The sequence below is a fragment of the Serratia sp. NCCP-200 genome (assembly GCF_059697885.1).
The window spans coordinates 176,015-202,163 of sequence record NZ_BAAKUJ010000007.1 but is presented as its reverse complement, the minus strand read 5'-3'; the positions used below and the strand labels follow the sequence as shown (position 1 = coordinate 202,163).

The following is a 26,149-nucleotide window of genomic DNA, read 5'->3' as shown; positions in this document are numbered from 1 at the left end:
CTCCAGCGCTGTACCCTTCAGCATAAAAAATCACGGCAGATAACGCTACTCCGGATGAAAAATACCGATCACCTGCTCCTGCGGGCGAACGTGTTTTTCCACCTGTTGCTCGGTCTGGCGCTGATGGTGGCCACACTTGACGCACTCCACCACCTCAACCTGGTCTTCACGCCAAACCGCCAGCGTATCCATAGCGTTACAGCTTGGGCAAACCGCCCCGGCGATAAATCTTTTACGTGTTGCAGACATCATAGTGCTCCGAATTATTCGTATTCATCCCAACCGTCGAACTGCCGTTTTTCTTTTTGCATTTCACGGTGGAAAAGTTCTTCCAGCTCGCGCCGGGCTTCTTTCACGCGGGAAATCTGGGCCACGTCCCCCAGATGCGGCGGCATCAGTTCACGCAGCATGCGCATATCCAGACGGCGAAAATGCTGCTGAGCACGATAAGCCTGATGCGGGTGCATCCCCAACTCCGTTAACGCCTTGCGCCCTAGTTCCAGGGCGCTGGAAAAGGTTTCACGACTAAACTGTTTCACGCCAGCCTGCAACAACTCGTGCGCTTCCACACGCCCCCGCGCCCGCGCCAAAATGGACAAGTTGGGGAAGTGCTGCTGGCACAGATGGACGATGGCCATGGTATCTTCCGGCTCATTACAGGTAATGACGATAGATTTGGCCTTTGCCGCACCGGCTGCCCGCAACAGCTCCAGCTCCGTGGCATCCCCGTAGTAAACCTTATAACCGTATCGGCGCAATACGCCGACCGCGCTAACGTCCCGCTCAAGCACGGTGATACGCATCTTGTTAGCCATCAGTAAGCGGCCAATTACCTGCCCGAAGCGGCCGAAACCGACGATTATCACCTGCGGATCGTCGTCTGCCACGTAGGGCGCCTCTTCATCCTCATCCTTGGCGTTGTAGCGGCGGGCCAGAATGCGATCGATAATCTGCATCAGCAGCGGCGTGGTCATCATTGAGAGCGTCACCACGACCAGCAGCAATGCCAGTTGATCGTCGTCGAAGATATGCTGCGTCGAAGCCGCCGAGAACAGCACGAAGGCAAACTCACCGCCTTGGCTCAGCACCCCGGAAAATTGCAGACGTACCGAGCGCCGCAGGCCAAAGATACGCGCCAGCGAGTACAACACACCCGATTTCACCGTCACCAGGATCACCACGCCAAGCAGTACTTCCAGCAGATGGGTATACAATACCCCCATATTCAGCGCCATGCCTACCGAGATGAAGAACAACCCGAGCAGCAGCCCTTTGAAAGGCTCAATGGCAATTTCCAGCTCATGGCGATATTCGCTCTCTGCCAGCAGCACCCCAGCGATAAAGGTCCCCAATGCCATCGACAGGCCAAGGGCATCCATAAACAGCGCTGCTCCCAGCACCACCAACAACGCGGCGGCGGTAAATATTTCACGCACCCCAGATGAGGCGATATAGCGAAATAACGGGCGTAACAGGAAGCGCCCCCCGATCAGCATGCCGCCGAAGGCCGCGACCTTCATGGCGATTTCTGCCCAATCGTCGCTGGTACCTGCGCCCCCGGCCAGGATCGGGATCAACGCCAACGCCGGGATCACCGCCATATCCTGAAACAGCAGCACCGAGAAGCCTAGCTGGCCCCCTTCGTTGCGGTTCATGCCCTTTTCACGCATCAGTTGCAGCGCCATGGCCGTCGATGACATGGCCAGACCAATGCCGCCTATCACCGCCGCCTGCCAGGCAAAATGGCTGAAGTAAAGCAGCGCACCGAGCACGGCCGCCGTAACCAATACCTGCCCGGCACCGACACCAAAGATCGAGCGACGCAGCTCCCACAGTTTGGCCGGGTTCAATTCCAGCCCGATAATAAACATCAGGAACACCACGCCCAACTCGGAGAAGTGCAGAATTTCATCCACATCCCGGATGAACCCCAATCCCCACGGGCCAATGGCAATACCGGCGATCAGATAGCCTAAAACGGCTCCGATCCCTAGGCGGCGGGCGATCGGCACCGTCAACACCGCAGCAAACAGGAACAGCAATATGGCGGTTAATAACGTAGAACCTTCCATCAGTGCCTCCCGGTGTGCGGCAACGGGTTACGCAGCCAGTCGCCATAAGCGCTGGCGTGACTGCTCAGCACTTCCGGTTTCTGACGGCGCGCCCAGTAAACGATCATCGGCGTCAGCCAGTGCATATGGCACATGGCCGCGGTCAGCTCAAAAGGGCGCAGAATATCCTCGATCGCATAACGATTGTAACCGCCAGTGCGATAGGCACCTTCCGGTTCCCCAGTGGTGATCACCGAACGCCAGTATTTGCCCGCCAGCGCATTACCGCCGATACCACTGGCAAACCCGCGGGACAGCACACGGTCCAGCCATTCTTTCAGCAAAGCCGGGCAGCTATAGGTATATAAGGGGTGTTGGAAAACGATAACCTGATGGTCGCGGAGCAGTTGTTGTTCGTGATGGATATCAATAAAGAAATCCGGATAGTGCGCGTATAAATCGTGCACGGTGACATGTTCCAACTGCTGTGCCGGTTGTAACAAAACCCGGTTCGCTACCGAGTCCTGGGATTCCGGATGGGCATACAGCAGCAAAACCTTCGGCGGCTGTGACATCATTCCCCTCCAAAGCGTCGTCAGGGTGGCGGATTTCCGTTACCATGCAACGCAAAGACTAATAATAGGACTGCTACGCGTCCTGTTAACGTAAACTCAATTCAATTTAACATACTCTGAACAAACGGCGCTTTATGATTGTTTTCTCCTCGCTACAAATCCGACGCGGCACCCGCGTCCTGTTGGACAACGCCACGGCGACGGTTAATCCAGGTCAGAAGGTCGGCCTGGTGGGTAAGAACGGCTGTGGGAAATCCACGCTGCTGGCCCTGTTGAAAGGTGAGATCGCCGCAGACGGTGGTAGCTACACCTTTCCAAACAACTGGGCGCTAGCCTGGGTGAATCAGGAAACACCGGCACTGGAAGTGCCTGCCATTGAGTATGTTATCGATGGCGATCGGGAATTCCGCCAGTTGGAAGCCGAATTGCAGGTGGCAAACGATAATAACGACGGCCACGCCATCGCCACGCTGCACGGTAAGCTCGATGCTCTGGATGCCTGGACCATCCGTTCCCGTGCCGCTAGCCTGTTGCACGGCTTAGGCTTTTCCAACGAACAGTTGCAAAGCCCGGTGCGCGCCTTCTCGGGCGGATGGCGTATGCGCCTCAACCTGGCTCAGGCTTTGGTTTGCCGTTCCGATCTGCTGTTGCTGGACGAACCCACCAACCACTTGGATTTGGACGCGGTGATCTGGCTGGAACGCTGGCTGAAAAGCTATCAGGGTACCCTGGTGCTGATTTCGCATGACCGTGATTTCCTCGACCCTATCGTCGACAAGATCCTGCATATCGAAAATGAGACCATCAACGAATACACTGGCAACTATTCCTCCTTCGAACGCCAGCGCGTCACCAAACTGGCGCAGCAGCAATCTCTGTATCAGAGCCAACAGGAAAAAGTGGCGCATCTGCAAAGCTACATTGACCGTTTCCGTGCTCAGGCCACCAAGGCCAAACAGGCACAGAGCCGCATCAAGATGCTGGAGCGGATGGAGCTGATTGCCCCGGCGCACGTCGATAACCCGTTCACGTTTAGCTTCCGCCAACCCGAAAGCCTGCCGAATCCATTGCTGCGGATGGAAAAAGTCAGCGCAGGCTATGGCGACAAAGTGATCTTGCAGTCAATCAAGCTCAACCTGGTACCCGGCTCACGTATTGGCCTGTTGGGGCGTAACGGTGCCGGTAAATCAACGCTGATCAAAATGCTGGCCGGCACGCTGGAGCCGCTCAGCGGAGAGATCGGGCTGGCAAAGGGCATCAAACTGGGTTACTTCGCCCAGCATCAGTTGGAGTTCCTGCGCGCCGATGAGTCGCCGCTACAGCATCTGAGCCGCATCGCCCCTCGCGTGTTAGAACAGCAGTTACGGGATTACCTTGGCGGCTTCGGCTTCCAGGGCGATAAGGTCACCGAAATCACCGAACGTTTCTCCGGCGGTGAAAAGGCACGGCTGGTGCTGGCGCTGATCGTCTGGCAGCGCCCTAACCTGCTGCTGCTCGATGAACCGACCAACCACCTGGATCTGGATATGCGCCAGGCGTTGACTGAAGCGCTGATCGATTTCGAGGGGGCGTTGGTGGTGGTTTCGCACGACCGTCACCTTTTGCGTTCTACCACCGACGATCTGTATCTGGTGCACGATGGCCAGGTGGAGCAGTTCGAGGGCGATCTGGACGATTACCAGCAGTGGCTTAGCGATCTGCAAAAGCAGCAGGCACAGCAGGATGCCGCACCAAAGCAGGATAACGGCAACAGCGCCCAGGCGCGTAAAGACCAAAAGCGCCGTGAAGCCGAATTCCGTACGCAAACCCAACCACTGCGTAAGCAGATCGCCAAACTGGAACAGCAGATGGATAAGCTAAGTGCAGAGTTGGCCGCAGTGGAAGAACAACTGGCAGACTCGGCGCTGTACGACATCAGCCGTAAAGCCGATCTGACCGCCTGCCTGCAAAAGCAAAGCCAGGCCAAGTCCGCTCTGGAAGAAACGGAAATGACCTGGCTGGATGCCCAGGAACAGTTGGAAACGCTAACCCAGGCGTTTGAGTCGGAGAGTTAATCATAGTTGCCCCTTTTCTACTGAGAGGGGGCAACCTTTATCTGTAGCAGGCAATGCGCTGGCGGATCTGCTCCAGTGATTCCTGGTTATAGAGTTTGCCATCCAGGAAGCGCGTTTTCAGTTCGCCCTGCTGCTCCTGTTGCCAGTCCTGATTATCCAGCAGTTGATATTCCCCTTCCCCATCGCGGATCACCCGCAACAAACCGCGTGCAGATTGTTTCAGGCCGCTGTCGGTCTTCGGCTGTTTGAAGATGGGGCGCCCAATTCCGTTCACTTCTCCGTAGGTGGCCTTCATCGCGAAACCAAAGGTATCGCGGGTATTATACTGATAAGTAAAGGAACCTACGCCAAACACTACGTTGGAACTGGCAAAACCTTTCGCTTCCAGGCGTTGCAGGATTTCCTGGGCGCGTTCCAGAGTGATGGAGTCTCCATAAATCAGCCCGACATGGGGATCCAAAACTTTGTAGCCCTTGCTGTTAACCGTGCCACCAAAGATTTCCCACAACACTTCCACCGAGCCTTTCTCTGCGGCGCTGCGTTGCGCACTGCGATCGCTGTCGTTGCCGGTTCCACAAAGAATAGCCACCGGATCGCCACTGTCTGGGCGGAAAACCACCCGGCCATCGCGCGCCATGATTTTGCTGTGTAGCTCACGGGTAAACTCCGTCAGCACCTGCCAGTAATCCCAGGTATCCGAGACGATGGAAACCAATCCATTCGGATAAAGATCTTCAATCAAACGGCGGAACGTTTCGATCTCCGTTGCCTGCTCTCCCATGCACATCACGCTATGTTCGGTGGCGGGGATGCTGCCAGCCACGAAGTAATCTTCTGCGGTTGGATAATACTTCTGTGCGTACAGCACCGCCGGAATGTTGTCGGTACCCTTGAAGCTGAGCAAATGCCCGGTACCTGCCTGCGCGACATCATGCATCCCTGACATGCCGCGGAAGGAAAAGTCGTGGCATTGGAAATCCAGATGCGCCAGGTCATCGCAGGTTTTATCCGCCCACATCTGGCAGATCTTGCGATAATGATGGGCAATGGTGGCATTGGTGGAAGCCTTCCACAGTTCGGCCGAGATCACCGTTTCCAGGTAGTTGACCAGCCAGAAGAACTCCTCACGCGTATTGGTAATGCTCAGCACTGGTACCTTCATCCTCACCTTGCTGCCTTCGTCCAACCCTTTGATATGCAGCGGTAGATAACCCAACCGATGCAGGGCGCGAATATGCTGCACACAGACCCGATCCTGACCAATGTAGCTATCCATCAACCGCTTATATTCCCCCACTACCTGTTCTTCCGGTTGGGCAAAGAATTGCTGATTAAATAAATCCACCATGAACCACTGCAAAAACCCCTGTAAACCAAAGAACACCAGTTGGCCGTCTGGCAGCGGGGAGGCAAAGAACCGATCGCTGCGCGGCGTGAAGTTGGAGTAGATACGCGTAGTACCCAGCGGATATTGCTCACGGTGTGACACTTTGTAGCCATCAATCGCCAGAATAGGATTGGTTAACATAGTCGGTTCCTTAGTGAGCGTAGATACGCGCAATATCAATCAGTTCAACACGTTGCTCAGCGAGTTCCGCCGCAGCATAAGAAGTGGTGGTATAGATGTTATCAATGCCTTGATTCAGCAAAGCCGCGGTACCTTTGGAAAATACCCCGTGGGTGACATACAGGCTGACCGTACAAGCCCCCGCCTGGCGCAACACCTGGGCCGAGCCGATAAAGGTGCCGCCACCGTCGCACAGGTCATCCACAATCAGTACGTCTTTGCCCTGCACATCGCCAGCCAGCAGTTCGAAACCCGTCAGTTCGCCGCTGAACACGTTCCGGTGTTTGGTCAGGATGCCGTATTGCGCAATGCCATAGTGGGCCGCCACCGCGTGAATTTTTTTCAGCGCTCCGGCATCCGGAGCCACCAGGAACAGTTGCTGCTGGGTCAGTAAATTGGCCAGTCTGCGGTTGTGCTGCATACACTGCTGCTGAGTAATGATGTGCATGTTGTCGATCACGGCGGCAGCCACTTCGCTGTGTGGATCCAGCACCGTCACACGGTCAAACGCCAAGGTGTTGAGTAATTGGCCGAATACCTTGAGCGCAAAGCTGTCGCCGGAAGCCATATGGCGATCCTGGCGGGCGTAGGGCAGATAAGGCAACTCAAGCAGGCTTTCTTTGATCAGAAACTGGTGGCGTACCGCCTGCGTCAACTGTGCCAACAGCATGAAGTCATCCATGCTGCGCATTGCGCTGGCACGAATACGCATCTGCGAAGTCCCCGTTGTTTCAGGCTGTGCAAACCGGGCATACACTGCCCCATCGGGAAACTGTCCGGTTGTCACCTTCACTTCAATGTCGTTCAAAAACAACTGCAGTTGTGCGCTCATAGTCTTCCCCTCCACCAATTAATGTCCCTAAGACACTTATATAATTGTCCAAGAGACATTTATTGGCAAGCGAAAAATGTCTTATTCACAGTAAATTCACTTAACCATTTGTTTATTTACGCTTTTAATAATTATCATTAGCCGGCCGCTATTGTTATATTGTCTCAAAGACCTTTTTAGCCGAGCGCCAGCATGACCACGCAAGCCGAGTACCTGAAAAACTACGATCCGCGCCTCTTCCCCTCACCGCTTGTCACCGTCGACAGCGTGCTGTTTACCGTACACGGCGGGAAGCTGTGCGTGCTGTTGGCCAAGCGCGCTAATCACCCTTTCCTCGATCAATGGGGATTACCGGGCGGGTTTATCGATTTGCAGCGCGACGCCTCCACGCAAGCGACGGCAGAACGTAAACTGAGGGAAAAAACCGGTGTGGTGCCGCCCTATCTGGCGCAGTTGGCCAGTTTTTCTGGCCCGGAAAGGGATCCGCGTGGCTGGAGCCTGACCACGGTCTACTTTGCTCTGATCGCCCATGCCGATTGCCAGCCGCATATCGCCGACGTGAATGACGTCGCCTGGGTGCCGTTGGACAACCTGCAAACACAGCAGCTGGCTTTCGATCATCAAACGATCGTGGAAGCAGCACTTCAGCGGCTACGGCAAAAAACGGCTTACTCCATGCTTCCGGTCTATTGTCTGCCGGCGGAGTTCACGCTTTCCCAATTGCAGGAAGTGATTGAGATCATTTTGTCGCATACGGTGCAGCGCAAAAGTCTGATGCGGCGTTTTGACGCTTCGGAAATGTTTGAGGAAACCGGCGAGAGAGTGGCAACAGGCGCACGCAAGGCACGCCTGTACCGCAGGAAAGCGGGGGTAGATATGAGAAACTTTTCCAGAAACCTGATGGTGGAGTGATCTTCAGGCGCGATAGAACGGCTTATCCCCCAAAATGGTCGCACGGTGCATTATGCGCCGCTGCGGCAGGTAATCCGCGTTGGCGTAATGCTGAGTCACCCGGTTATCCCAGATGGCAATATCATTGGCCTGCCAGCGCCAGCGCACCTGAAACTCCGGCTTGGTGATATGCGCAAACAGGAAGTTCAGCAGAGCATCACTCTCCTTCGCCGCCAGATCGACAATCCGCGTAGTAAATCCTTCATTGACGAACAGCGCCTGCTTGCCGGTCACTGGATGGGTGCGGATCACCGGATGCAATAACGGTGGGTTTTTCTGCACGGCCAACTGCCAGCGCTGATGCTCTTCCTCACTGCCACGATGTTTATATTCGGGGAACGACTTGGTGAAGTCATGCTCCGCCTGCAACCCGGCCAACAACTTTTTCAGCGGTGAGGACAATGCCTCATACGCGGCAATCCCGCTGGCCCACAGCGTGTCGCCACCGGTCGTCGGCAACTGCTTGGCGGCTAAAATCGCCCCCTGCGGCGGGTTCTCGATAAAGGTGACGTCGGTATGCCAGTTGTCGTTATCCGGCGGGTTATCGTCATGAGTATCCAGCACAATGATCTCCTCCACGTCGGGAGCATGTGGATACACCGGGTGAATATGCAGATCGCCGAAGCGCCCTGCCAGCTCACGCTGTTGTAGCGGTGTGATTGGCTGATCGCGCAGGAACAGCACCTGATGCTTGAGCAAGGCATGGTAAAGCTGTTCAAACTGGCCGTCGCCCAATGGTCGCGCCAGATTGACGTTTTCCACCAACGCGCCGATATATGGCCCCAACGGGGTAATTGCTAAACGTTCGTTCATTGCTGTACTCCATGCCAAGGGGTCAAGCGGCGCTGTAAGGCACGTAGCCCCAGCTCCAGACCAAATGCAATTATCGCAATCACGCTGATACCGGCGATCACCACGTCGGTCGCCAGAAACTCACCTGCGGACTGCACCATAAATCCCAGACCGCGCGTGGCGGCAATCAGCTCAGCGGCCACCAGCGTAGACCAGCCGACACCTAGGCCAATACGGATGCCGGTCAGAATTTCCGGTAGCGCACTAGGCAACACCACAAAGCGCAGCAATTGCCAGCGGTTGGCTCCCAAAGCCTGCGCGGCACGAATGCGCACCTGCGCTACGCTGCGTACGCCTGCCACGGTCGAAAGCGTCACAGGGGCAAAAATCGCCAGGTAGATCAGTAGGATTTTCGAGGTTTCACCGATGCCAAACCAGATCACCATCAGCGGCAGATAGGCCAGCGGAGGTACCGGGCGATAAATTTCAATCAGGGGATCAAGCAGGCCACGCACTGTCTCACTTAGCCCCATCGCAATACCCACCGGGACACCGATCACCACAGCGGCCAGTAATGCCACCAGGATCCGCCCCAGACTGGCGGCCAGGTGTTGCCACAGCGTGGCATCCATAAAGCCTTGCGGGCTGGCAATGACCACCAACTGATGCAAGACCTGCTGCGGCGCGGGCAGAAATAACGGGCTGATCAGCTGCAAGGTGGTTACCGCCCACCAGACAGCCAATAGCACCAGTAAGGTTGCCGTGCTCAGCTTGAGGCTGCGCGGCAGCGTGAAACGAGATTGGCGCACCGCTGTCGGTATTGCGGCTTTCAGAACAGAATGCAGGCTCATAACAAGGCCTCGCGCTGTTGAAACACCCGGCCCAGCACGTATTCACGCTGGGCGATAAACTCAGGATCGGACTTGATGGCGCGGCAAGCCTCTCCGGCGGCATAGCGCTGACCAAAATTCAGCGATAAACGCTCCACCACCTGCCCAGGACCAGGAGAAAGCAGTAACAACTCGCTGGCCAGGAATACCGCTTCTTCGATGTCATGGGTGATCAGCAGCACCTGCTTGCCGGTATCGCGCCAGATGTTCAACAGCAGTTCCTGCATCTGTTCGCGAGTGAACGCGTCCAGTGCCCCGAAAGGCTCATCCAGCAGCAACAGCCGAGGGTCGGCAGCCAAGGCGCGGGCAATGCCCACCCGCTGACGCATCCCACCGGACAGTTGCCAGATGAAGTGTTGTTCATAGCCGGTCAGCCCAACGCGTTGCAACATCTGCTGCGCCACCTTGCGGCGTTGCGGCTTGGCCACACCGGCCAGTTGCAAGCCAAACTCCACGTTATCCACCACGTTGCGCCACGGCAGTAAGCCTTCATGTTGGAAGACCACGCCCCGCTCGGCACCAGGGCCTTTGACGGGGACATCATCCAGCGTAATGCTGCCTGCCGTTGGCTCAATAAACCCGGCGATCAAATTCAGCAACGTGGTCTTGCCACAGCCAGAAGGCCCCAACACCACCACCAGTTGCCCGGCGGCGATCTGGAACGACACATCGCGCAGCGCCGCACGCCCCTGATAATCGGCCGAAAGATGGTTAACGTTTAGCATGGCGGATCCCTTACGACTGCGGTGCAGCCTGCACCTGTTTGACAAAGCGGTCGGTGACATAGGCGCTGTAATCACTGTCCACCTGCGGGATCTTGCCTTGTTGCTTAAGGAACTCGGCGGTATCGCGAATAGCTTTATCTACCGGCTGGCCCAGTTGAGTGATCTGATCGGCGACCGGCAGGTAACGGTTACCCTTCACCAGTTCTGGCACCTGCTCTGGCGGCACTCCGCTCAGGCGAGCCAGCGTGTTGAGGTTGCTTGAATCTTTCAGCCATTGCTCCGGTTGTGCCAGGTAGGCCTTCTGCGCTTTCATGGCGCTGGCGGCAAACGCGGTGACAACTTCCGGATGCTGCTCGGCAAAGTCTTTGCGCACTACCCACACGTCCAGCGTTGGTGAGCCCCACTGGCTAACCTGTTCGGAATCAGTCAGCACCTTGCCTTGTTTGGCGAGTTCATTGACCACCGGAGCCCATACGTAAGCCCCGTCGATATCCCCACGCTGCCAGGCCGCCGCAATGGCTGGCGGTTGCAGGTTGAGAATTTGCACCTGGTCAGGTTTGATGCCCCAGTGTTTCAGAGAGGCCAGCAGGCTGTAGTGAGTGGTGGAAATGAACGGTACCGCAATGCGCTTACCGATCAGATCCTGGGGAGATTTGATGTCCTTTTTTACCACCAGCGCTTCGGAACTACCCAGCTGCGAGGCGATCAGGAACACTTCGATAGGGAGCTTCTGGCTGGCGGCCACGGCCAGCGGGCTGGAGCCGATATTGCCAATCTGCACATCGCCAGAGGCCAGCGCACGCAACACGCTGGAGCCGCTGTCGAACTTGCGCCAGTCAACGGTCGCGCCAGACTGTTTGGCAAAGCTGTTTTCCGCCTGCGCCACCTTGGCGGGTTCGGCGGAGGTCTGGTAAGCCACGGTGACGTCCACTGCCTGGGCACTGGCCGCACCGAGCGATAAAGCCAACAATACTGCACTGCGTAAAGAGAAAAGTTTGCTCGCCATGATCCGCTCCGTTGATATAATTCTGTGCTGTGACCAACAGTTTTATCTGAGCGGCGCTCGGCAATAAAAGAATAAAAAAATCTTCTTTATTACTTATGGCGATATCAATTCCACCCACTCTCCCCCGGCACGGCTACTGCGCTGAGCGGCATCAATAAACGCCATCCCTTGCACGCCGGTTTCAATCCCTGGTAACAACGGTGCCGCCGAAGGGCCATCACGCAAACATCGGGCCGCTTCACGGTAAATCTGGCCAAACCCTTCTAAATAGCCTTCAGGATGCCCTGCGGGTACGCGGGCCAGCAGGCGGTTTTCTGCATGCTGAAATGCCGAAGCGCGGGTGATGCAATAGGCGGGCGCGTCAAAAGGCCGTATCCACAGCTGGTTCGGGTTTTCCTGGCAAAACTCTAGGCTGCCCTCACTGCCGTAAACTCGCAACTTCAGCCCATTCTCATGACCACAGGCCACCTGGCTGGCCCAGAGCCGACCTTTGGCACCGTTGGCATAACGCATCTGCACCCGCACATCGTCGTCCAGCTTGCGCCCCGCGATGAATGACGTCAGCTCCGCGCTGATCGCCTCAGGCAACATGCCGCTGACAAACTCAGCCAACTGCCAGGCGTGAGTACCTACGTCACCGATGCAGCCAGATCCGGCTTTTTCCGGCTGGGCACGCCAACCGGCCTGCTTGTTATCGGTCAGCTCCAGCGGTTTTGCCAGCCACTGCTGCAGATATTCCACCTCGACGAAGCGGATCTCGCCCAACTCCCCCGCCAATACGCGGCTACGTGCCTCACGTACCAGCGGGTAGGCGCTGTAGTTATGGGTCAGGATCAGTTGTCTGCCACTTTGGCGGACCGTTTGTGCCAGTTGCAGAGCCTCGGAGTAAGAGGTGCATAGTGGCTTATCGCAGATCACATCAATCCCGGCGTTGAGAAAAGCGCTGGCGACTGGAGCGTGCAAATGATTCGGGGTCACGATCGCGACAACATCAATCCCATCCTCTCGTGCCGCTTCTGCCTGCGCCATCTGGTTAAAATCGGCATAGCAGCGATCCGGTTGCAGATGCAGTAACTCCCCGGTGCGCAGACAGTTTTGCCTATCGGAGGAGAAAGCCCCGGCGACCAGTTCAAACTCATCATCCATCCGCGCCGCCAACCGATGCACCGCGCCAATAAACGCGCCTTCACCGCCACCTACCATTCCCAGCTTTAATCTCATGATGCATCCTCCACGCCCAGCATGGCTCTGACTCGCCCCCGGTCAGTATCCACCGCTGCAAAATCATCAAAGGCCCGTTCCGCTACCGGAATTATATGGCGGGCGATAAAGGCGGCACCTTCTCGTGCTCCGGCCTCCGGCGACTTAAGGCAGCACTCCCATTCCAACGTAGCGACTCCAGGGAAGCCGTACTGCGTCAGCTTGCTGAAAATGGCCGGGAAGTCGATCTGCCCGTCCCCCAGAGAACGGAAGCGCCCAGGTCTTTCCAACCATGGCTGGTAACCCCCATACACGCCACTGCGGGCGCTGGGGCGGTACTCGGCATCTTTAACGTGAAACGCGCGGATACGTGGGTGATAACAATCGATAAAGCCCAGATAGTCCATCTGCTGCAAATGCAGATGGCTCGGATCATAGAGAATATGGCAGCGGGGATGGTTGCCGACCTTGGCCAGAAAGCGTTCAAAGGTCACGCCGTCATGTAAATCCTCTCCCGGATGCAGCTCATAGCACACATCTACACCAGCCCGATCGAAGGCGTCCAGGATCGGCAGCCAGCGCTTGGCCAACTGTTCGAAGGCCTCCTCCAGCAATAACGCATTGTGCGGCGGCCACGGATAGAAATAGGGCCACGCCAACGCCCCAGAGAAGGTCGCATGGGCCGTTAGCCCCAAACGCTGCGAAGCCTGCGCCGCCAGCAATAACTGTTCCGTTGCCCAGGCCTGCCGCTGCTGAGGTTTGCCCCGGATTTCTGACGGAGCAAAGCCGTCAAAGGCCAGATCGTAGGCTGGATGGACGGCGACCAGTTGCCCTTGCAAATGCGTCGACAGCTCGCTGATACGGATACCGTGCCGCCCAAGCCGGGCGACGATCTCATCGCAATATTCCTGGCTGCGTGCCGCCAACGCCAGATCGAAAATGGCTGGCTCCAACGTGGGGATCTGGACGCTGGTGAAGCCCAGCCCGGCAGCCCACTCCGCCAAACCATCCAGCGTATTAAACGGGGCCTGCTCGGCGATAAACTGCGCCAGAAACAATCCCGGCCCCTGCATCGTCTTCATGCTTCTCTCCCTAATATCACCGTACGTTGGCTGCGAACCGCCTCGTCCGCCGCCAACACCACCCGTAAGCTGTTCAATGCATCCTGAAGATGCTGATTGAGATCCAGTCCCTCACGAATAGCCTGTAAAAAGTACCGCTGTTCACTCAGGCACAGCGCCAAATGGTCCGGCTCATCCTGGCAGTCGATCCAGCGATCTGGCCGCGTAAAGCGGTTCTCGTCGTCCAGATCGGCATAATGCACCCGCAATGATTCGGTTTTGGTATGCCCCCCAACATCGTCAGAAGCCCTTTCCTGATGACGAGCTACGATCGAAACTGCGCCACGCGGCCCAATGACGTCTTTCACAAAGTAGGCCGTTTCACTGATCATCGGCCCCCAGCCAGCTTCGTACCAGCCGATCGAACCGTCGGAAAAACGCACCTGTAGCTGGCCGTAGTTATACATCCCCTGCGGCAGGTCATCGGTCAGCCGGGCGCCGATAGCGCTCACGCTGATCGGCTCCGCCTGGGCCATCTGGCACATCACGTCCAGATAATGTACGCCGCAATCGACAATTGGCGATAATGACTGCATCAGGTTGCGATGCACATTCCACATCTGCCCGTGGCTTTGCTGGTTGAGGTTCATCCGCATCACCAAGGGCTTACCCAAACCCCGAGCGAGCTCCACAAACTGCTGCCAGGAGGGGTGATGGCGCAGGATATAGCCCACCACCACCTGTCGTTGTGCCTGATGAGCAGCAGCAATCACCCTTTCAGCCCCTGCTACCGTGGTGGCGAGCGGCTTTTCGATAAACAGATGGCATCCCGCCGCCAGCGCCGCCAAGGCGTAGGCTTCGTGGGTGTCCGGATAAGTGGTCAGGCACACGGCATCAGGCCGGGTTTGCGCCAGCGCCAACTCAAAGTCGCTAAAGGTGGAATAACCGCCCCCCAAACGTTGATTAAGCAGCTCACGCGACTCGCCCCGAGCTACCAGCCCGCAGATTGTCACCCCTTCCATAGCGTGGTAGGCCTCGGCATGGGACGCCCCCATATTGCCGCAACCCACCACCAGCACCCGCAAATCAGCCATCACGTTTCTCCCCTGCTGGAACATCCCGGTAGTTGAAGGTGAAGAAGAACAGTGCGGCGATCGCTAATGCGCCGAAGGCCGGGTACCACCAGAAGTGCTGCCATTGCGGCAACGCCGCAGCGCCGTCCGCCGTCACCATATGGTTAAACAGCGCACCGCTGATCTGCGAACCAATCAACATACCGATGCCGTAGGTGAACAGCACCAGCAGGCTTTGTGCCTGGCCTTTCACCTTGTCGCCCGCCACTTTATCGGTATAGATAAAGCCGATAACGAAGAAGAAGTCATAGCACATGCCATGCAGGATGATGCCGAGGTAGATCATCCAGCGCATTTCTTCGGTAATGCCTAGTGCAAACATCACATAGCGCAGGAACCAGGAAAGCATGCCGATCATCAGCATGTACTTGATCCCCAACCGGGCAAACAGGAACGGGATCAGCAGCATGAAGAACAGCTCAGACATTTGCCCCAGCGACATCACGCCACCCACGTTGGTGAAACCGGCCGCGGCAACGAACGGCGCGGCATAGGCGTAATACGCCGCCAACGGGATGGAGATCAGCGTGGCACAGATGATAAATACCAGGAAATGGCGCTGCTTGAGCATTGCGAAAGCATCCGCACACAGCAGATCGCGCATTTTTACTGGCTTGCCGCGCTCCGGTGCCGGGGTATGCGGCAGCGTAAAGCTGTAAATCGCCAATACCAACGAGGCTACAGCAGCCAGCGTAAAGATATCGGTACTGTCCGACAGGCCGCTGCTGCCGACGATCAACCCGGCAACAATCCAGCCAAAGGTGCCGAACGCCCGCACTACCGGGAAGGCTTTCTCGCTGTTACTCAGGCTGTAAAACGCCACGTTATTGCTCAGGGCAATGGTGGGCATGTAGCACAGCATATAACCGAAGATAATCCACAGCAGGCCGCTGCCCTGCCCCTCGGCAAAGAACCCTGGCATCATCCACAGCAGGCCAGCCCCAATCAGGTGCAGCACGGCCAACACTTTTTGCGAGGCAAAGAAGCGATCGACCACCATGCCCAGCACAAAAGGCGACAGGATGGAGGCAATTGGCCCGGTGGAATAGGCATCGCCTATGATCGCAGCCAGGCCATATTTGCCCATCACCACGCCGAGCGTGACATACCAGGCCCCCCAGACAAAAAATTGCAGGAACATCATCAGTGCCAGCCGAGGCACCACCCATTTGAACGTGGCGCTTTTGGCCCCCAAGGCCTGGCTATCTGTTTGCATAACTCCCCCATCGGTGTTGGTTGGTTAATACAGCAACGACGCCGGTGCTAACCGCTTTCCGGCAAAAAGGACGGCATCACCACGCCGCCGGATTGTTGCGCCTGGCCTTTCACCTGCGCGATATGTAACTCACAAATTCGTCCTCCCCAGCGCAGCAAAACCTGGCTAAGTGCGGAGCGCTCTGCGGGTACCAATACCACCGGTGTCGTACCGCGATGATGGCGATCAAGCATCCAGCCAAGTAACTCCAGGGCGATCTCTTCGCTATGGCAGCACCCTGGCCCCAACATACGGGAGGCCGGATGCGCCACCGAGGCCAGATAACCGCCGATGCGATCGTCCAACTCCCAGACGGCAACCCGCCACAGTCCACTGGTGTCATTGAGGAAATAATCGATATCGCGCTGGCGTTCGATGCCCAGTATTTCGCGCTCCAACTCCAGGATGGCGGGCAGGTCGTCAAGCCGGGCTGCCCGTACCTGGCCGCGAGTCAGGCGTGGGTAAGCAAATCCCTGGCTCGGCACCGGGATCGCCATATCCTGATAGAGGGCATACGGGGTAAATCCCCCGCGCTGGTAGAGCGAATAGGAATCCAGGTTTAGCGCGCTGGACAGCAAACGAACCGGTAAGCCACCCGCCAGTTCATCGGCCTTGGCCAACAAACGGCTGGCAATCCTGCGGCCAAAATAATCGGGATGAACATTCATGATGCCCAACCCCAAATGAGTTTCACGCGGGTGGAAAAAGCAGGAGCCACAGATTGCCCCTTGTTGATCGCGCGCAATCCAGTGGTGGCCCTCATCCAACTGCTGGTAAACATCAACAAACAGGCCGCAACTTTCCGGCCCGGCCGAGAAGATGTCGCCCAATCCGTGGCGCTGATACCAGGCATTGGTCGAGCAATGGATTAGAGCGGCAATCTCGCTGCGATCCTCTGCTTGCGCTAGCTGAAGCTGTATCTCCATCTGCCACCTCCTATTGCGTCGCCATTCGGGGTAATTTCGCTCTAAATCTTAAATGTAATCGATTTCATTTTGCGATAAATAAAATGTAATCGATTTCTTTTTTTCGGCAACCGGATTGATATGATTAAAAGTAGGGAGAAGATGAATTTGTAATCGCTGTCACAAACTCTTCGTAGTGATCGTACTTTTTGCCGCATACTGTGCGAGGCAAACGGGCAGAAGGAAAAGCAAACCATGTCGATAGCAAAGGTGGCGAAAATCGCTGGCGTCTCAGCGGCCACCGTCTCACGGGTGTTGAACGGCCAACAGATCGTCAAACCAGCCACTCGCGATAAGGTCCTGGCGGCGATCCGCGCATGTGACTATCAACCCAACCTGCTGGCACGCCAGTTGCGCACTGCCCGCAGCGGGATGCTGCTGGTGCTGGTGTCCAATATCACCAACCCCTTTTGCTCCCTGGTGGTACGCGGTATCGAAGAAGAAGCCGAACGCCACGGTTACCATATTCTGCTGTGTAACTCGGAATCCAACCCCACCCGTGAATCCGCTTACCTCAGCCTGCTAAGTGGCAAGGTAGTCGACGGCGTGATCACCATGGATGCCATCAGCTGTTTGCCGGGGCTGACCGCCATGATCGGTGATTTCCCCTGGGTGCAATGCGGCGAAGGGGATACCCAATTCCGCGCCTCCTCCGTCACCATCGATAATCACCAGGCCGCCATGGCCGGTGTGCAGCACCTGGCAGCCAAAGGCCGCCAGCGGATCGCGTTGCTCAACGGCGATATGCGTTATCTGTATTCACAGCAGCGAGAACAGGGCTACCGGCAGGCGTTGGCCGAGCTGGGGCTGGACTATTGCCGGGTGGAATACGTCGAAGGGCTGGATTACTCCGCAGGAGCCAAGGCGATGAGTGATTTGCTGGCAGACGGGCCACGGCCAGATGCGGTATTTGCCATTTCGGATGTGATTGCCGGAGGCGCGATGAGTGCCTTGCACCAGCAGGGCTTGCGTATTCCAGAAGATATCGCGGTGATGGGATTTGACGGTGTGCCGTTTGGCAGTATCACCACTCCGCCGCTAACCACCATCGTACAGCCCATGCATCAGTTCGGCGTGCGTAGCGTGCAGTTGCTGCTGGAGAAAATTCAGGGCCAGCAGTTGCCCCCTTGCCACGACGTGCTGGATTGGCAACTGCTGGAACGGAGTTCAACCTGAAAGAGAACCACGCAAGAAGATGCGCGCGTAGCCACCCAGCAACGTACGTTCTCCTTGCTGCTCGCAGAACAACTCGCCGCCGCGTGATGAGAGTTGCTTGGCATGCAATACGTGGCGGCCAAGGCGCGCCGTCCAGTAAGGCATCAGTATGCAATGGGCGGAGCCGGTGACCGGATCTTCGCTGCGATCCATTGAGAAATAGCGCGAGACAAAATCCACCTCATCACCCGGAGCCGTGACGATCACGCCGCAACCCACGTGGTCGATCAGCTCGGCGATCGCAGGCTGCACCGCCCTGACCTGCGCCTCATCGGCCAATACCGCCATCAGCGACTGGGCTCGCCACACTTCCTGCGGTTGCACACCGAGTAAAGCGGCCAACTGTGGCGGTTCAGCAATTTTCTGTGGTGGGCGAGAAGGGAAATCCAGGATCAGCCGTTCACCGTCGGCCGCATCGCGTTTGACATACAGCTCACCGCTTGCGGAACGGAAACGGATATCGCTCAACCCCGGGTTGACCACGTTTAACAGCACGTGCGCCGTGGCCAAAGTAGCATGCCCGCACAGATCCACTTCCCGCGTTGGCGTGAACCAGCGGATCGCATACATGTCGCCGTCCTGCCAGACAAAGCTGGTTTCCGGCAGGAATAGTTCATTGGCGATAGCCTGCATCTGCGCCGTTTCCAGCGGTTGTTGCAGCAGGCAGACACCGGCCGGGTTGCCCCGCAGCCCTTCGCCAATAAAGGCATCAACATGGAAATAGTTTTCGGCCATTACAGTTCCTTAATGCCAAATCAGTAATACACAGGCGGCGGTTAACAGCCCCATCGACACGTTAAAGATTATCCAGGCTTTCTTGCTGCGCAGCAGGCGGCCAATCACCGTACCAAAACCCAACCAGATGATCCCGGCAACGATGTTGACGGCAAAGATACCGAAGGCGATGGCCAGAATCGAGTGGTTGTATTTATCCCCCGCCAGGCTAAAGCTCGCCACTGCCCCAAGCGCCATCAGCCAGGCCTTGGGGTTAAGGAATTGCAACAGCCAGCCTTGGTACAGACGCACCGGCTTTGGTGGCGGCGCGTCGGTTTCCAGCTTTTCATAGGCCGCCGTCGCCACTTTCCACGCCAGCCACAACAGATAAAGGCTGCCGAGGATTTTCAAGATCAAGTGCAAGGAAGGATAAATCAGGATCAACCCACCAACGCCAAATGCCACCAGCACCAAGATACTTTGCATACCCAGCATGATGCCGATCATCAGCCATAATGAACGCATAAAGCCGAAATTGGCCCCTGAGGTGGTGAGCAACATATTGTTGGGGCCAGGGGTGATCGCGGCCACCCACAGGAAGCCTAGCATCGAAAGAAATAAACTCAGTTCCATGAAGCGGGCGCTCCTCACCCAAATGACTTTTTTGCAGTATGATTGCTAATACATGTGTTTGAAGCTAACAGTGCGGTTCGGATCACACAATAGCCGCCAACAAGAATTTTATTCATTATGTATGAATCCTTTCGCCCCCTGACCGGGGCCAGTAATCCACACCTGCAAACCCTGCTGCCACGGCTGGTGCGCCGCCGCATACAGCTGCAACCCCATTGGCAACGGCTGGAGTTGCCGGACGGCGATTTCGTCGATCTGGCCTGGAGTGAAGATCCGCAACTGGCGCGCGAGAAACCTCGCGTGGTGCTGTTCCATGGGTTAGAGGGTAATTTTTACAGCCCTTACGCACATGGGCTGCTCAATGCCTGGCGCGAGCAAGGTTGGTTAGGCGTAGTGATGCATTTCCGTGGTTGCAGCGGCGTGCCTAACCGCAAGCAACGCATCTACCACTCCGGTGAAACGGAAGATGCCCGCTTCTTCCTGCGCTGGCTGCGTGACAGCTTTGGCGAAGTGCCAACGGCGGCGGTCGGGATTTCCCTTGGCGGCAATATGCTGGCCTATTATCTGGCCCAACAGGGCAATGACAGCCTGCTACAGGCGGCAGTGGTCGTTTCCGCCCCGCTGATGCTGGAACCTTGCTCGCTTCGCATGGAACAGGGATTCTCACGCGTTTATCAGCGCTACCTGCTGGGCCAACTCAAGCAAAATGCCACCCGCAAGCTGCTGCACTATCCAGGCACCTTGCCGTTGGATCTGTCGCAACTGAACAAGCTGCGGCGCATTCGTGAGTTTGATGATGTGATCACTTCGCGCATTCACGGTTTCAGCGACGCAGTCGATTACTATCGCCGTTGCAGCGCCCTGCCGCTATTGCCGCAGATCACCACGCCGCTGCTGATCATTCACGCTAAAGACGATCCGTTTATGACCGATGCGGTGATCCCCGACCTCGCCAGCCTGCCGCCTAATATCGAATATCAGCTGACGGAGTGCGGTGGCCACGTCGGCTTTGTCGGTGGCACCTTGAAAAAACCGCAAATGTGGCTGGAGCAACGTATCCCGGCCTGGCTTTCTCCTTTTTTGGAACCCACCAAGTGATTATTCCCTGGCAAGAAATTGAACAAGAGACTCTCAACAGCCTGATCGAATCCTTTGTATTACGCGAAGGAACCGACTACGGCGAGCACGAACGTTCGCTGGAACAGAAGGTCGACGACGTGCGCCGCCAGTTGAAAAGCGGCGAAGTGGTGCTGGTGTGGTCAGAGCTACATGAAACCGTCAACATCATGCCTCGCGGGCAGATCCGCGCCGGGCAGGAGGAAATTTAGTCTTATTGCGCGCTATGACTGAGGGAAAAAATCAGGTAACAATGCAGTATTGCAAACCAACGCGCACAATTTCGCCTTGGGCGAAAGGGTATCAGCCATACTAAAAATCTCATTCTGAGCCTGCGCATTTAATACGGAGTGACCCTCGACCATGTCTGCCAAACATCCCGTTATCGCGGTGACCGGTTCCAGCGGAGCCGGCACCACCACCACCAGCCTGGCGTTCCGCAAGATTTTTCAGCAGCTAAACCTGCGCGCCGCCCAGCTGGAAGGCGACAGCTTCCACCGTTACACCCGGCCGGAAATGGATGCGGCAATTCGTAAAGCCCGCGATATGGGGCGCCATATCAGCTACTTCGGCCCGGAAGCCAACGACTTTGGCCTGCTTGAGCAAAGCTTTATCGAATACGGCAAGAACGGCACCGGCCGCTCACGTAAATATCTGCATACCTACGACGAGGCGGTGCCTTACAACCAGGTTCCTGGCACGTTCACGCCTTGGGAGCCACTGCCCGCCCCCACGGATGTCCTGTTCTACGAAGGGCTGCACGGCGGCGTAGTGGCCGATCAGATCGACGTAGCCAAACATGTCGATCTGCTGGTCGGCGTGGTGCCGATCGTCAACCTGGAGTGGATCCAGAAGCTGATCCGCGATACCGGCGAGCGTGGCCATTCTCGTGAGGCGGTGATGGACTCGGTAGTCCGTTCTATGGAGGATTACATCAGCTATATCACGCCACAGTTCTCGCGCACCCATATCAACTTCCAACGCGTCCCGACGGTAGATACCTCCAACCCGTTTGCCGCCAAGGCAATCCCCTCACTCGACGAAAGCTTGGTGGTGATCCACTTCCGCGGTCTGGATCAGATCGATTTCCCTTACCTACTGGCGATGCTGCAAGGATCGTTTATCTCGCATATCAATACGCTGGTGGTACCGGGTGGCAAGATGGGGCTGGCAATGGAATTGATTATGGCACCGCTGGTGCAGCGGCTGATGGAAGGCAAGAAGATCGAATAAGTTATCGGGCGCGGCTAATCTCCGCGCCCGCCGTCGTTAGCGCATCAACAGGTGGCGGATAAAACCGACGTGCAGTTTCACGCCGATCTGCATCGCCGCCTCATCCAACTTAAAACGGGGATTATGCACGCCATAGGTGGCACCGATCGCCTCGTTACCGCTGCCGATAAACAGGAAGCACCCCGGCACTTTCTCCTGATAGGAGGAGAAATCTTCGCTGCCAAACATCGCGGTAGTCAATTCCCGCAACGCCTGTGGCCCCACGGCTTCGGCCACCACCTCGCGCGCAATGGCGCAGGCATCAGGGTGGTTATTGCCGATGGTATAGCCACGCGTCCAGTCAACCTTATAGCTGGCACCGTGCGCCTGGCTGATCCCAGCGACGGTTTGCTCAACCAACAGCGGCACCCGATCACGGACTTCCTGATTATGAGTGCGTAGCGTTCCTGCCAACCGGGCGCTGTCTGGAATGACGTTATAGCTGTCACCTGCCTGGAAGGTTGCCACCGTCAACACCGGGGCATTTAACGGATCAAGCTTACGTGCCACGATCTGCTGCAAAGCGCTAACGATCTCCGCACCAATCGGCACCGGATCGATACACAGATGCGGCATCGAGCCATGCCCACCCTTACCCTGCAACACAATGTCGAAGTTATCGCTGGAGCCACTGAACACACCCTGCTTCATCCCCACCTCACCGGTCGGGAAGTTGGGCATGACATGCAGGCCGAAGATCATCTTCACGCCATCCAGAACCCCCAGATCTACCAGTTGTTGGGCTCCGCCCGGTGGCACTTCTTCGGCATGCTGGAAGATAAAACGCACCGAGCCTTGCAGCTGCGCCTGCAACTGGCACAGCACGCTGGCCGCGCCCAGCAACATCGCGCTGTGAGCATCATGGCCGCAGGCATGCATCACCCCTGGCCGGGTCGAGCAGAAAGGCTCGTCGCTTTCCTCCTGGATCGGCAAGGCATCAATATCGGCGCGCAATGCATAGCATGGCCCCGGCGCTGCGCCCTGCAATTCGGCAACCACGCTATTCGGCGTAGGACGGGTGATCTTCAACGGACCAAGGCTAGCCAGTTGTCCGGCTATGTAATCTGCCGTCTGCGCCTCTTGAAAAGACAACTCAGGATTCGCATGCATATGACGCCGCCACTGCAATACCTGTTGTTCCACGCCGTCAATCAGTTGTTCAATATTCATGTTCAGACTCCTTAATTCAGTGCCGGTTGGCGTGCTTTGCCCGCCAATGGCAGGATCACCAGCCCGGAAACCACCATAGCCAGTGCCAAAAAGATAAACGTCGTCATGTAGTTGTGGCTGATGGTGATCAGATACCCCATGGCAATAGGGGCCACAAAGCCACCCAAGGTGCCGCCGGTGTTAATCAGCCCCATCGCTGCCCCCATCACTTCCGTAGGCAAGCGCTTCATAGGCAAGGTAAACACCGTGACGAACGAGGCCATCAGGAAGATATAACCCAGGAACAAGAACAGGCTGGCCGTCAGAGCCGATTCGCTGGTAAACACCAGCCAGATGCACAAGGCGCTGAGCAGGGAACTGAAGAAGATCACCCACGGCTCATGCCCTTGCAGGTAGCGCCCGACCAGCCAGCCGGTGCCGAGTGAGGAGATCCAGATCCCCAGACCGCCGGCGGCCACCACCATGCTGGAGACGTCAAGCGGCATTCCGCGCTGCTGTACCAGGAATTTCGGCAGCCAGGCCATCAGGCCGTACGACGGGATGTTGATACAGAAAATCGCCACAAACAGCAGCAGCACGATTGGGTTTTTCAGTAGAGCCTTATAGTTGGCTGCCGCTGCCCCAGCTTTGGCGGGCGCCACCTGTGGCGGATTGGGCACCAGCCACAAGATGCAGGCGGCAATCACGAATGCCAACAGGCCAAGCGCAGAGAACGACCCACGCCAGCCGATGTGATCCAGGCAATAGACCGCGACCAGCGGCCCGACGGTCATCGCCAACCCGGCGGAAGACAGCAGAATGGACTGCGCGAAGGTGCGCTGTTCCAGTGGGAAATTCGCCACCACTGCCTTGGCGCAGGAACACGGGTAGCCGGAGTGGCCAATACCCGACAGGAAGCGGAACGTCACCAGCAGGCCCAGGCCGAACCCCAGAATGCCGAAGCACAGGGCAAATCCCCCCAGCAGCAGTAACGAACTGCACAGCACTTTCTTAAAGCCAAAGCGGTCATTGAGCCAGCCCGCCGGTATCTGGAACAGGGAATACGCCAGGAAAAACATCCCGGTAATGTAGCCCAGCTGTTCCGGCTGTAGATTGAACTCGCGTTCGATAGGTAACAGCGCAAAACCCATCACGGTTTTATCGATGTACACCACGACATAGCCCACAAACAGCAAAAAAATCATTAGCGAACGATTTTTCATCGCCGATATTCCTTTAAGTTATCACCCAGGCTGCCCACCAGCGTGACGGGCGTAGTTTAATAATGTGATCCAGGTCACTTTATAGTTTTAATAACAGTCACTTACAACAGCGTGCTGAAATTATCGCCTTTTGCCGAGCGGCATAAGATACAATTTTGTAAGGGGTGATGCTTTTTATTGATAGGGTGGGGAATGCGCTATTTACCGAAGTTACAACAGTTGAAAGTCTTCCAGCAGGTGATCCGCAGCGGCAGTATTCGTGGGGCGGCACGCGCGCTTGAGCAATCTCAACCGGCGGTGAGCCGCACCATCCGTGAACTGGAACAGATCCTGGAAACCCAGTTGATCAATCGCAGCAGTCAGGGAATGACGCTGACCGAAACCGGCCGCGCCTTCGCCCTGCGAATGCAGTTGATCCTGGAGGAATTGCAGCGCGCCGCCGACGAGATCCAGCAGTTGAATCAGCATTCGCAAGGTAACGTCGCCATTGGCTGCTCTTCGCTACTCGCCCTGACGGTATTACCGGAGCTGGTCGAAGCCTTCAAACAGCCGTTTCCACAGGCCAATCTCCTAATCCGCGAAGCGCAGCTTTCTACGCTACTGCCAGCATTGCGCGAAGGCCGCCTGGATTTTGCCGTGGGTACCGTCAGCCCGGAACTTCCGCTGGAGGATCTGGTGCGTGAACCGCTGTTCAACGCCTCTTTTTGCATTATCGCACGCCAGGGGCACCCACTGGCGCAGGCCACCTCGTTGGACGAACTGCGTGAGGCCAAGTGGTTATTACCGGAAACCGATATGGGTTATTACCAGCAGTTGCGTGCGGTATTAGGCACCTTCTATCAGCAATTGAGCCGTTCGCCCATTCGTTCGGACTCTGTGACCTGTGGCTTGAATATGGTGCTGGAGGCGGATTATCTGACTATCGTGGCGCGGGCGATGAGTGCACCGTTCTATTTGCAGCGTCGGCTGGTGGCATTGCCTATCGACACGTTGCCACAAGCGCAATATTGCGTGCTGTATTCACAGAAATCGCCGCTAACCGTGACGGCACGGCGATTTCTTGATTTATTGCGTGCCCACTGCCTGCGCTACCCTTGGTAGGATCAGGCCACTTCGCGGATTTCGAAGCTGTGGCTAATGCTGGCGGCTTTACCCAGCATCAAGGAGACGGAGCAGTATTTCTCGGCGGAAAGATCCACCGCGCGCTCGACAATCTTATCGGTCAGCCCTTTGCCGGTGACGATAAAATGCAGGTTGATATGGGTAAACAGACGCGGTGCTTCTTCACGACGCTCGGAGGTCAGTTTTACCTCACAGTCACGCACATCGTTACGCCCTTTTTGCAGGATCGACACCACATCGATGGCGCTACAGCCGCCGACGGACATCAACACCATTTCCATCGGGCTTGGCGCTTTATCGCCAGCATTGCCATCCATCAAAACCTGGTGACCAGACGCAGACTCACCCAGGAATGTCAGCCCTTCTACCCACTTAACTCTTGCCTGCATGTTACACACTCCGGTTAATTTCTTAAAAACAGGGTACGCTTTCGCATACATTCTGGCAACGTAACCTGACGCTAATCATGCTGAAGCGAGACAACACAAGACACCCGCCTCACTCTGTGCTACAAACAGAGCCGCAATAACTCTTTCCAGGTCACCGATTTCAGGGATATGTCCAAGGAAAGGCCCCTATATTGGTTTGTTAACAGAATGTAGCTTGCAGCTCTCCCTGCAAGTTAATATGCTAGAGCACAAGCGTATT

At 56.6% G+C, this 26,149-nt stretch carries 26 protein-coding genes; 7 read left to right on the top strand and 19 right to left on the bottom strand.

Annotated elements, in window-relative coordinates; translation table 11 throughout:
* Positions 1–45 precede the first annotated feature (45 nt).
* From AC6HVW_RS21155 to kefG, 3 genes are read right to left on the bottom strand one after another with little or no spacing between them, the layout of a single operon-like run.
* On the bottom strand, positions 46–249 hold the full coding sequence (locus AC6HVW_RS21155; RefSeq protein WP_037376686.1) for a YheV family putative zinc ribbon protein: 204 nt from the start codon (positions 247–249) through the stop codon (positions 46–48).
* Positions 250–263: 14 nt separating this feature from the next.
* A complete protein-coding gene (gene kefB / locus AC6HVW_RS21150; protein ID WP_071681294.1) occupies positions 264–2,072 on the bottom strand; it encodes a glutathione-regulated potassium-efflux system protein KefB in 1,809 nt (602 codons plus the stop codon).
* Positions 2,072–2,626 carry a glutathione-regulated potassium-efflux system ancillary protein KefG gene (kefG, locus tag AC6HVW_RS21145; RefSeq protein ID WP_071681295.1) on the bottom strand — a complete coding sequence of 185 codons (555 nt, stop codon included), beginning with the start codon at positions 2,624–2,626 and terminating at the stop codon, positions 2,072–2,074. The genes kefB and kefG overlap by 1 nt, the downstream gene beginning before the upstream one ends.
* Positions 2,627–2,760: 134 nt before the next feature.
* On the opposite strand from kefG, the gene AC6HVW_RS21140 reads away from it, so the two are divergent.
* Positions 2,761–4,680: an ABC transporter ATP-binding protein gene (locus AC6HVW_RS21140; protein WP_059199482.1), complete on the top strand. Its 1,920-nt coding sequence runs from the start codon at positions 2,761–2,763 to the stop codon at positions 4,678–4,680.
* 37 nt (positions 4,681–4,717) lie between these two features.
* Here the strand turns inward: AC6HVW_RS21140 and AC6HVW_RS21135 are convergent, their stop codons facing one another.
* Positions 4,718–6,208, bottom strand: a complete 1,491-nt coding sequence (locus AC6HVW_RS21135; RefSeq protein WP_497569655.1) for a nicotinate phosphoribosyltransferase — start codon at positions 6,206–6,208, stop codon at positions 4,718–4,720.
* A gap of 10 nt (positions 6,209–6,218) precedes the next feature.
* On the bottom strand, positions 6,219–7,079 hold the full coding sequence (gene prs, locus AC6HVW_RS21130; RefSeq protein WP_071681298.1) for a ribose-phosphate diphosphokinase: 861 nt from the start codon (positions 7,077–7,079) through the stop codon (positions 6,219–6,221).
* Between the two features lie 192 nt (positions 7,080–7,271).
* On the opposite strand from prs, the gene AC6HVW_RS21125 reads away from it, so the two are divergent.
* Entirely contained in the window at positions 7,272–7,991 is a 720-nt protein-coding gene (locus AC6HVW_RS21125; protein ID WP_071681299.1) for an NUDIX hydrolase, read from the top strand.
* 3 nt (positions 7,992–7,994) lie between these two features.
* Here the strand turns inward: AC6HVW_RS21125 and tauD are convergent, their stop codons facing one another.
* From tauD to AC6HVW_RS21080, 9 genes are all read right to left on the bottom strand, one after another.
* A complete protein-coding gene (gene tauD / locus AC6HVW_RS21120) occupies positions 7,995–8,843 on the bottom strand; it encodes a taurine dioxygenase (protein WP_071681300.1) in 849 nt (282 codons plus the stop codon).
* The gene (gene tauC / locus AC6HVW_RS21115) at positions 8,840–9,673 is read right to left on the bottom strand and encodes a taurine ABC transporter permease TauC (protein WP_071681301.1); all 834 of its coding nucleotides are present in this window, start codon (positions 9,671–9,673) and stop codon (positions 8,840–8,842) included. The genes tauD and tauC overlap by 4 nt, the downstream gene beginning before the upstream one ends.
* On the bottom strand, positions 9,670–10,437 hold the full coding sequence (gene tauB, locus AC6HVW_RS21110; RefSeq protein ID WP_071681302.1) for a taurine ABC transporter ATP-binding subunit: 768 nt from the start codon (positions 10,435–10,437) through the stop codon (positions 9,670–9,672). Before tauB ends, tauC begins: the two co-directional genes overlap by 4 nt.
* A 10-nt stretch (positions 10,438–10,447) precedes the next feature.
* Entirely contained in the window at positions 10,448–11,443 is a 996-nt protein-coding gene (tauA, locus tag AC6HVW_RS21105; RefSeq protein WP_186486502.1) for a taurine ABC transporter substrate-binding protein, read from the bottom strand.
* A gap of 93 nt (positions 11,444–11,536) precedes the next feature.
* On the bottom strand, positions 11,537–12,664 hold the full coding sequence (locus AC6HVW_RS21100; protein ID WP_071681304.1) for a Gfo/Idh/MocA family protein: 1,128 nt from the start codon (positions 12,662–12,664) through the stop codon (positions 11,537–11,539).
* The gene (locus AC6HVW_RS21095) at positions 12,661–13,725 is read right to left on the bottom strand and encodes a sugar phosphate isomerase/epimerase family protein (protein WP_071681305.1); all 1,065 of its coding nucleotides are present in this window, start codon (positions 13,723–13,725) and stop codon (positions 12,661–12,663) included. Before AC6HVW_RS21095 ends, AC6HVW_RS21100 begins: the two co-directional genes overlap by 4 nt.
* Positions 13,722–14,798, bottom strand: coding sequence for a Gfo/Idh/MocA family protein (locus AC6HVW_RS21090; RefSeq protein ID WP_071681307.1), 1,077 nt, complete (start codon positions 14,796–14,798; stop codon positions 13,722–13,724). Before AC6HVW_RS21090 ends, AC6HVW_RS21095 begins: the two co-directional genes overlap by 4 nt.
* On the bottom strand, positions 14,791–16,053 hold the full coding sequence (locus AC6HVW_RS21085) for an MFS transporter (protein ID WP_071681309.1): 1,263 nt from the start codon (positions 16,051–16,053) through the stop codon (positions 14,791–14,793). Before AC6HVW_RS21085 ends, AC6HVW_RS21090 begins: the two co-directional genes overlap by 8 nt.
* 47 nt (positions 16,054–16,100) lie before the next feature.
* Positions 16,101–17,018: a GNAT family N-acetyltransferase gene (locus AC6HVW_RS21080; protein WP_071681311.1), complete on the bottom strand. Its 918-nt coding sequence runs from the start codon at positions 17,016–17,018 to the stop codon at positions 16,101–16,103.
* Positions 17,019–17,252: 234 nt separating this feature from the next.
* Between AC6HVW_RS21080 and AC6HVW_RS21075 the strand changes: the two genes are divergently transcribed.
* Positions 17,253–18,233 (top strand): LacI family DNA-binding transcriptional regulator, encoded by a 981-nt coding sequence (locus AC6HVW_RS21075; protein ID WP_071681313.1) that lies wholly within the window; start codon positions 17,253–17,255, stop codon positions 18,231–18,233.
* On the opposite strand, the gene AC6HVW_RS21070 is transcribed toward AC6HVW_RS21075, so the two are convergent.
* Positions 18,225–19,007: a PhzF family phenazine biosynthesis protein gene (locus AC6HVW_RS21070; protein WP_071681315.1), complete on the bottom strand. Its 783-nt coding sequence runs from the start codon at positions 19,005–19,007 to the stop codon at positions 18,225–18,227. The genes AC6HVW_RS21075 and AC6HVW_RS21070 overlap by 9 nt on opposite strands.
* 9 nt (positions 19,008–19,016) lie before the next feature.
* A complete protein-coding gene (locus tag AC6HVW_RS21065; protein ID WP_021808042.1) occupies positions 19,017–19,619 on the bottom strand; it encodes a LysE family translocator in 603 nt (200 codons plus the stop codon).
* Between the two features lie 117 nt (positions 19,620–19,736).
* Here AC6HVW_RS21065 and AC6HVW_RS21060 point away from each other — a divergent pair, with 117 nt between their 5' ends.
* The 3 genes from AC6HVW_RS21060 (at position 19,737) to AC6HVW_RS21050 (ending at position 21,968) form a co-directional block, all read left to right on the top strand.
* On the top strand, positions 19,737–20,717 hold the full coding sequence (locus AC6HVW_RS21060) for a hydrolase (protein ID WP_071681317.1): 981 nt from the start codon (positions 19,737–19,739) through the stop codon (positions 20,715–20,717).
* Positions 20,714–20,947: a YheU family protein gene (locus tag AC6HVW_RS21055; RefSeq protein WP_021808044.1), complete on the top strand. Its 234-nt coding sequence runs from the start codon at positions 20,714–20,716 to the stop codon at positions 20,945–20,947. Before AC6HVW_RS21060 ends, AC6HVW_RS21055 begins: the two co-directional genes overlap by 4 nt.
* 151 nt (positions 20,948–21,098) lie before the next feature.
* Positions 21,099–21,968 (top strand): phosphoribulokinase, encoded by an 870-nt coding sequence (locus tag AC6HVW_RS21050; protein ID WP_021808045.1) that lies wholly within the window; start codon positions 21,099–21,101, stop codon positions 21,966–21,968.
* 36 nt (positions 21,969–22,004) lie between these two features.
* Here the strand turns inward: AC6HVW_RS21050 and AC6HVW_RS21045 are convergent, their stop codons facing one another.
* Positions 22,005–23,183 carry an amidohydrolase gene (locus AC6HVW_RS21045; RefSeq protein WP_071681319.1) on the bottom strand — a complete coding sequence of 393 codons (1,179 nt, stop codon included), beginning with the start codon at positions 23,181–23,183 and terminating at the stop codon, positions 22,005–22,007.
* 5 nt (positions 23,184–23,188) lie between these two features.
* Entirely contained in the window at positions 23,189–24,379 is a 1,191-nt protein-coding gene (locus tag AC6HVW_RS21040) for an MFS transporter (protein WP_071681321.1), read from the bottom strand.
* 192 nt (positions 24,380–24,571) lie between these two features.
* Here AC6HVW_RS21040 and AC6HVW_RS21035 point away from each other — a divergent pair, with 192 nt between their 5' ends.
* Positions 24,572–25,480 carry a LysR substrate-binding domain-containing protein gene (locus tag AC6HVW_RS21035; RefSeq protein WP_021808048.1) on the top strand — a complete coding sequence of 303 codons (909 nt, stop codon included), beginning with the start codon at positions 24,572–24,574 and terminating at the stop codon, positions 25,478–25,480.
* Between the two features lie 2 nt (positions 25,481–25,482).
* On the opposite strand, the gene AC6HVW_RS21030 is transcribed toward AC6HVW_RS21035, so the two are convergent.
* Complete coding sequence (locus AC6HVW_RS21030) at positions 25,483–25,890, bottom strand: OsmC family protein (protein ID WP_071681323.1); 408 nt, start codon at positions 25,888–25,890, stop codon at positions 25,483–25,485.
* Positions 25,891–26,149: the final 259 nt, after the last annotated feature.

Bases quoted from the DNA above. Each gene is read 5' to 3' on its own strand.
- AC6HVW_RS21155 (WP_037376686.1), bottom strand. From the start codon at position 249: ATGTCTGCAACACGTAAAAGATTTATCGCCGGGGCGGTTTGCCCAAGC.
- kefB (WP_071681294.1), bottom strand. From the start codon at position 2,072: ATGGAAGGTTCTACGTTATTAACCGCCATATTGCTGTTCCTGTTTGCT.
- kefG (WP_071681295.1), bottom strand. From the start codon at position 2,626: ATGTCACAGCCGCCGAAGGTTTTGCTGCTGTATGCCCATCCGGAATCC.
- AC6HVW_RS21140 (WP_059199482.1), top strand. From the start codon at position 2,761: ATGATTGTTTTCTCCTCGCTACAAATCCGACGCGGCACCCGCGTCCTG.
- AC6HVW_RS21135 (WP_497569655.1), bottom strand. From the start codon at position 6,208: ATGTTAACCAATCCTATTCTGGCGATTGATGGCTACAAAGTGTCACAC.
- prs (WP_071681298.1), bottom strand. From the start codon at position 7,079: ATGAGCGCACAACTGCAGTTGTTTTTGAACGACATTGAAGTGAAGGTG.
- AC6HVW_RS21125 (WP_071681299.1), top strand. From the start codon at position 7,272: ATGACCACGCAAGCCGAGTACCTGAAAAACTACGATCCGCGCCTCTTC.
- tauD (WP_071681300.1), bottom strand. From the start codon at position 8,843: ATGAACGAACGTTTAGCAATTACCCCGTTGGGGCCATATATCGGCGCG.
- tauC (WP_071681301.1), bottom strand. From the start codon at position 9,673: ATGAGCCTGCATTCTGTTCTGAAAGCCGCAATACCGACAGCGGTGCGC.
- tauB (WP_071681302.1), bottom strand. From the start codon at position 10,437: ATGCTAAACGTTAACCATCTTTCGGCCGATTATCAGGGGCGTGCGGCG.
- tauA (WP_186486502.1), bottom strand. From the start codon at position 11,443: ATGGCGAGCAAACTTTTCTCTTTACGCAGTGCAGTATTGTTGGCTTTA.
- AC6HVW_RS21100 (WP_071681304.1), bottom strand. From the start codon at position 12,664: ATGAGATTAAAGCTGGGAATGGTAGGTGGCGGTGAAGGCGCGTTTATT.
- AC6HVW_RS21095 (WP_071681305.1), bottom strand. From the start codon at position 13,725: ATGAAGACGATGCAGGGGCCGGGATTGTTTCTGGCGCAGTTTATCGCC.
- AC6HVW_RS21090 (WP_071681307.1), bottom strand. From the start codon at position 14,798: ATGGCTGATTTGCGGGTGCTGGTGGTGGGTTGCGGCAATATGGGGGCG.
- AC6HVW_RS21085 (WP_071681309.1), bottom strand. From the start codon at position 16,053: ATGCAAACAGATAGCCAGGCCTTGGGGGCCAAAAGCGCCACGTTCAAA.
- AC6HVW_RS21080 (WP_071681311.1), bottom strand. From the start codon at position 17,018: ATGGAGATACAGCTTCAGCTAGCGCAAGCAGAGGATCGCAGCGAGATT.
- AC6HVW_RS21075 (WP_071681313.1), top strand. From the start codon at position 17,253: ATGTCGATAGCAAAGGTGGCGAAAATCGCTGGCGTCTCAGCGGCCACC.
- AC6HVW_RS21070 (WP_071681315.1), bottom strand. From the start codon at position 19,007: ATGGCCGAAAACTATTTCCATGTTGATGCCTTTATTGGCGAAGGGCTG.
- AC6HVW_RS21065 (WP_021808042.1), bottom strand. From the start codon at position 19,619: ATGGAACTGAGTTTATTTCTTTCGATGCTAGGCTTCCTGTGGGTGGCC.
- AC6HVW_RS21060 (WP_071681317.1), top strand. From the start codon at position 19,737: ATGTATGAATCCTTTCGCCCCCTGACCGGGGCCAGTAATCCACACCTG.
- AC6HVW_RS21050 (WP_021808045.1), top strand. From the start codon at position 21,099: ATGTCTGCCAAACATCCCGTTATCGCGGTGACCGGTTCCAGCGGAGCC.
- AC6HVW_RS21040 (WP_071681321.1), bottom strand. From the start codon at position 24,379: ATGAAAAATCGTTCGCTAATGATTTTTTTGCTGTTTGTGGGCTATGTC.
- AC6HVW_RS21035 (WP_021808048.1), top strand. From the start codon at position 24,572: ATGCGCTATTTACCGAAGTTACAACAGTTGAAAGTCTTCCAGCAGGTG.
- AC6HVW_RS21030 (WP_071681323.1), bottom strand. From the start codon at position 25,890: ATGCAGGCAAGAGTTAAGTGGGTAGAAGGGCTGACATTCCTGGGTGAG.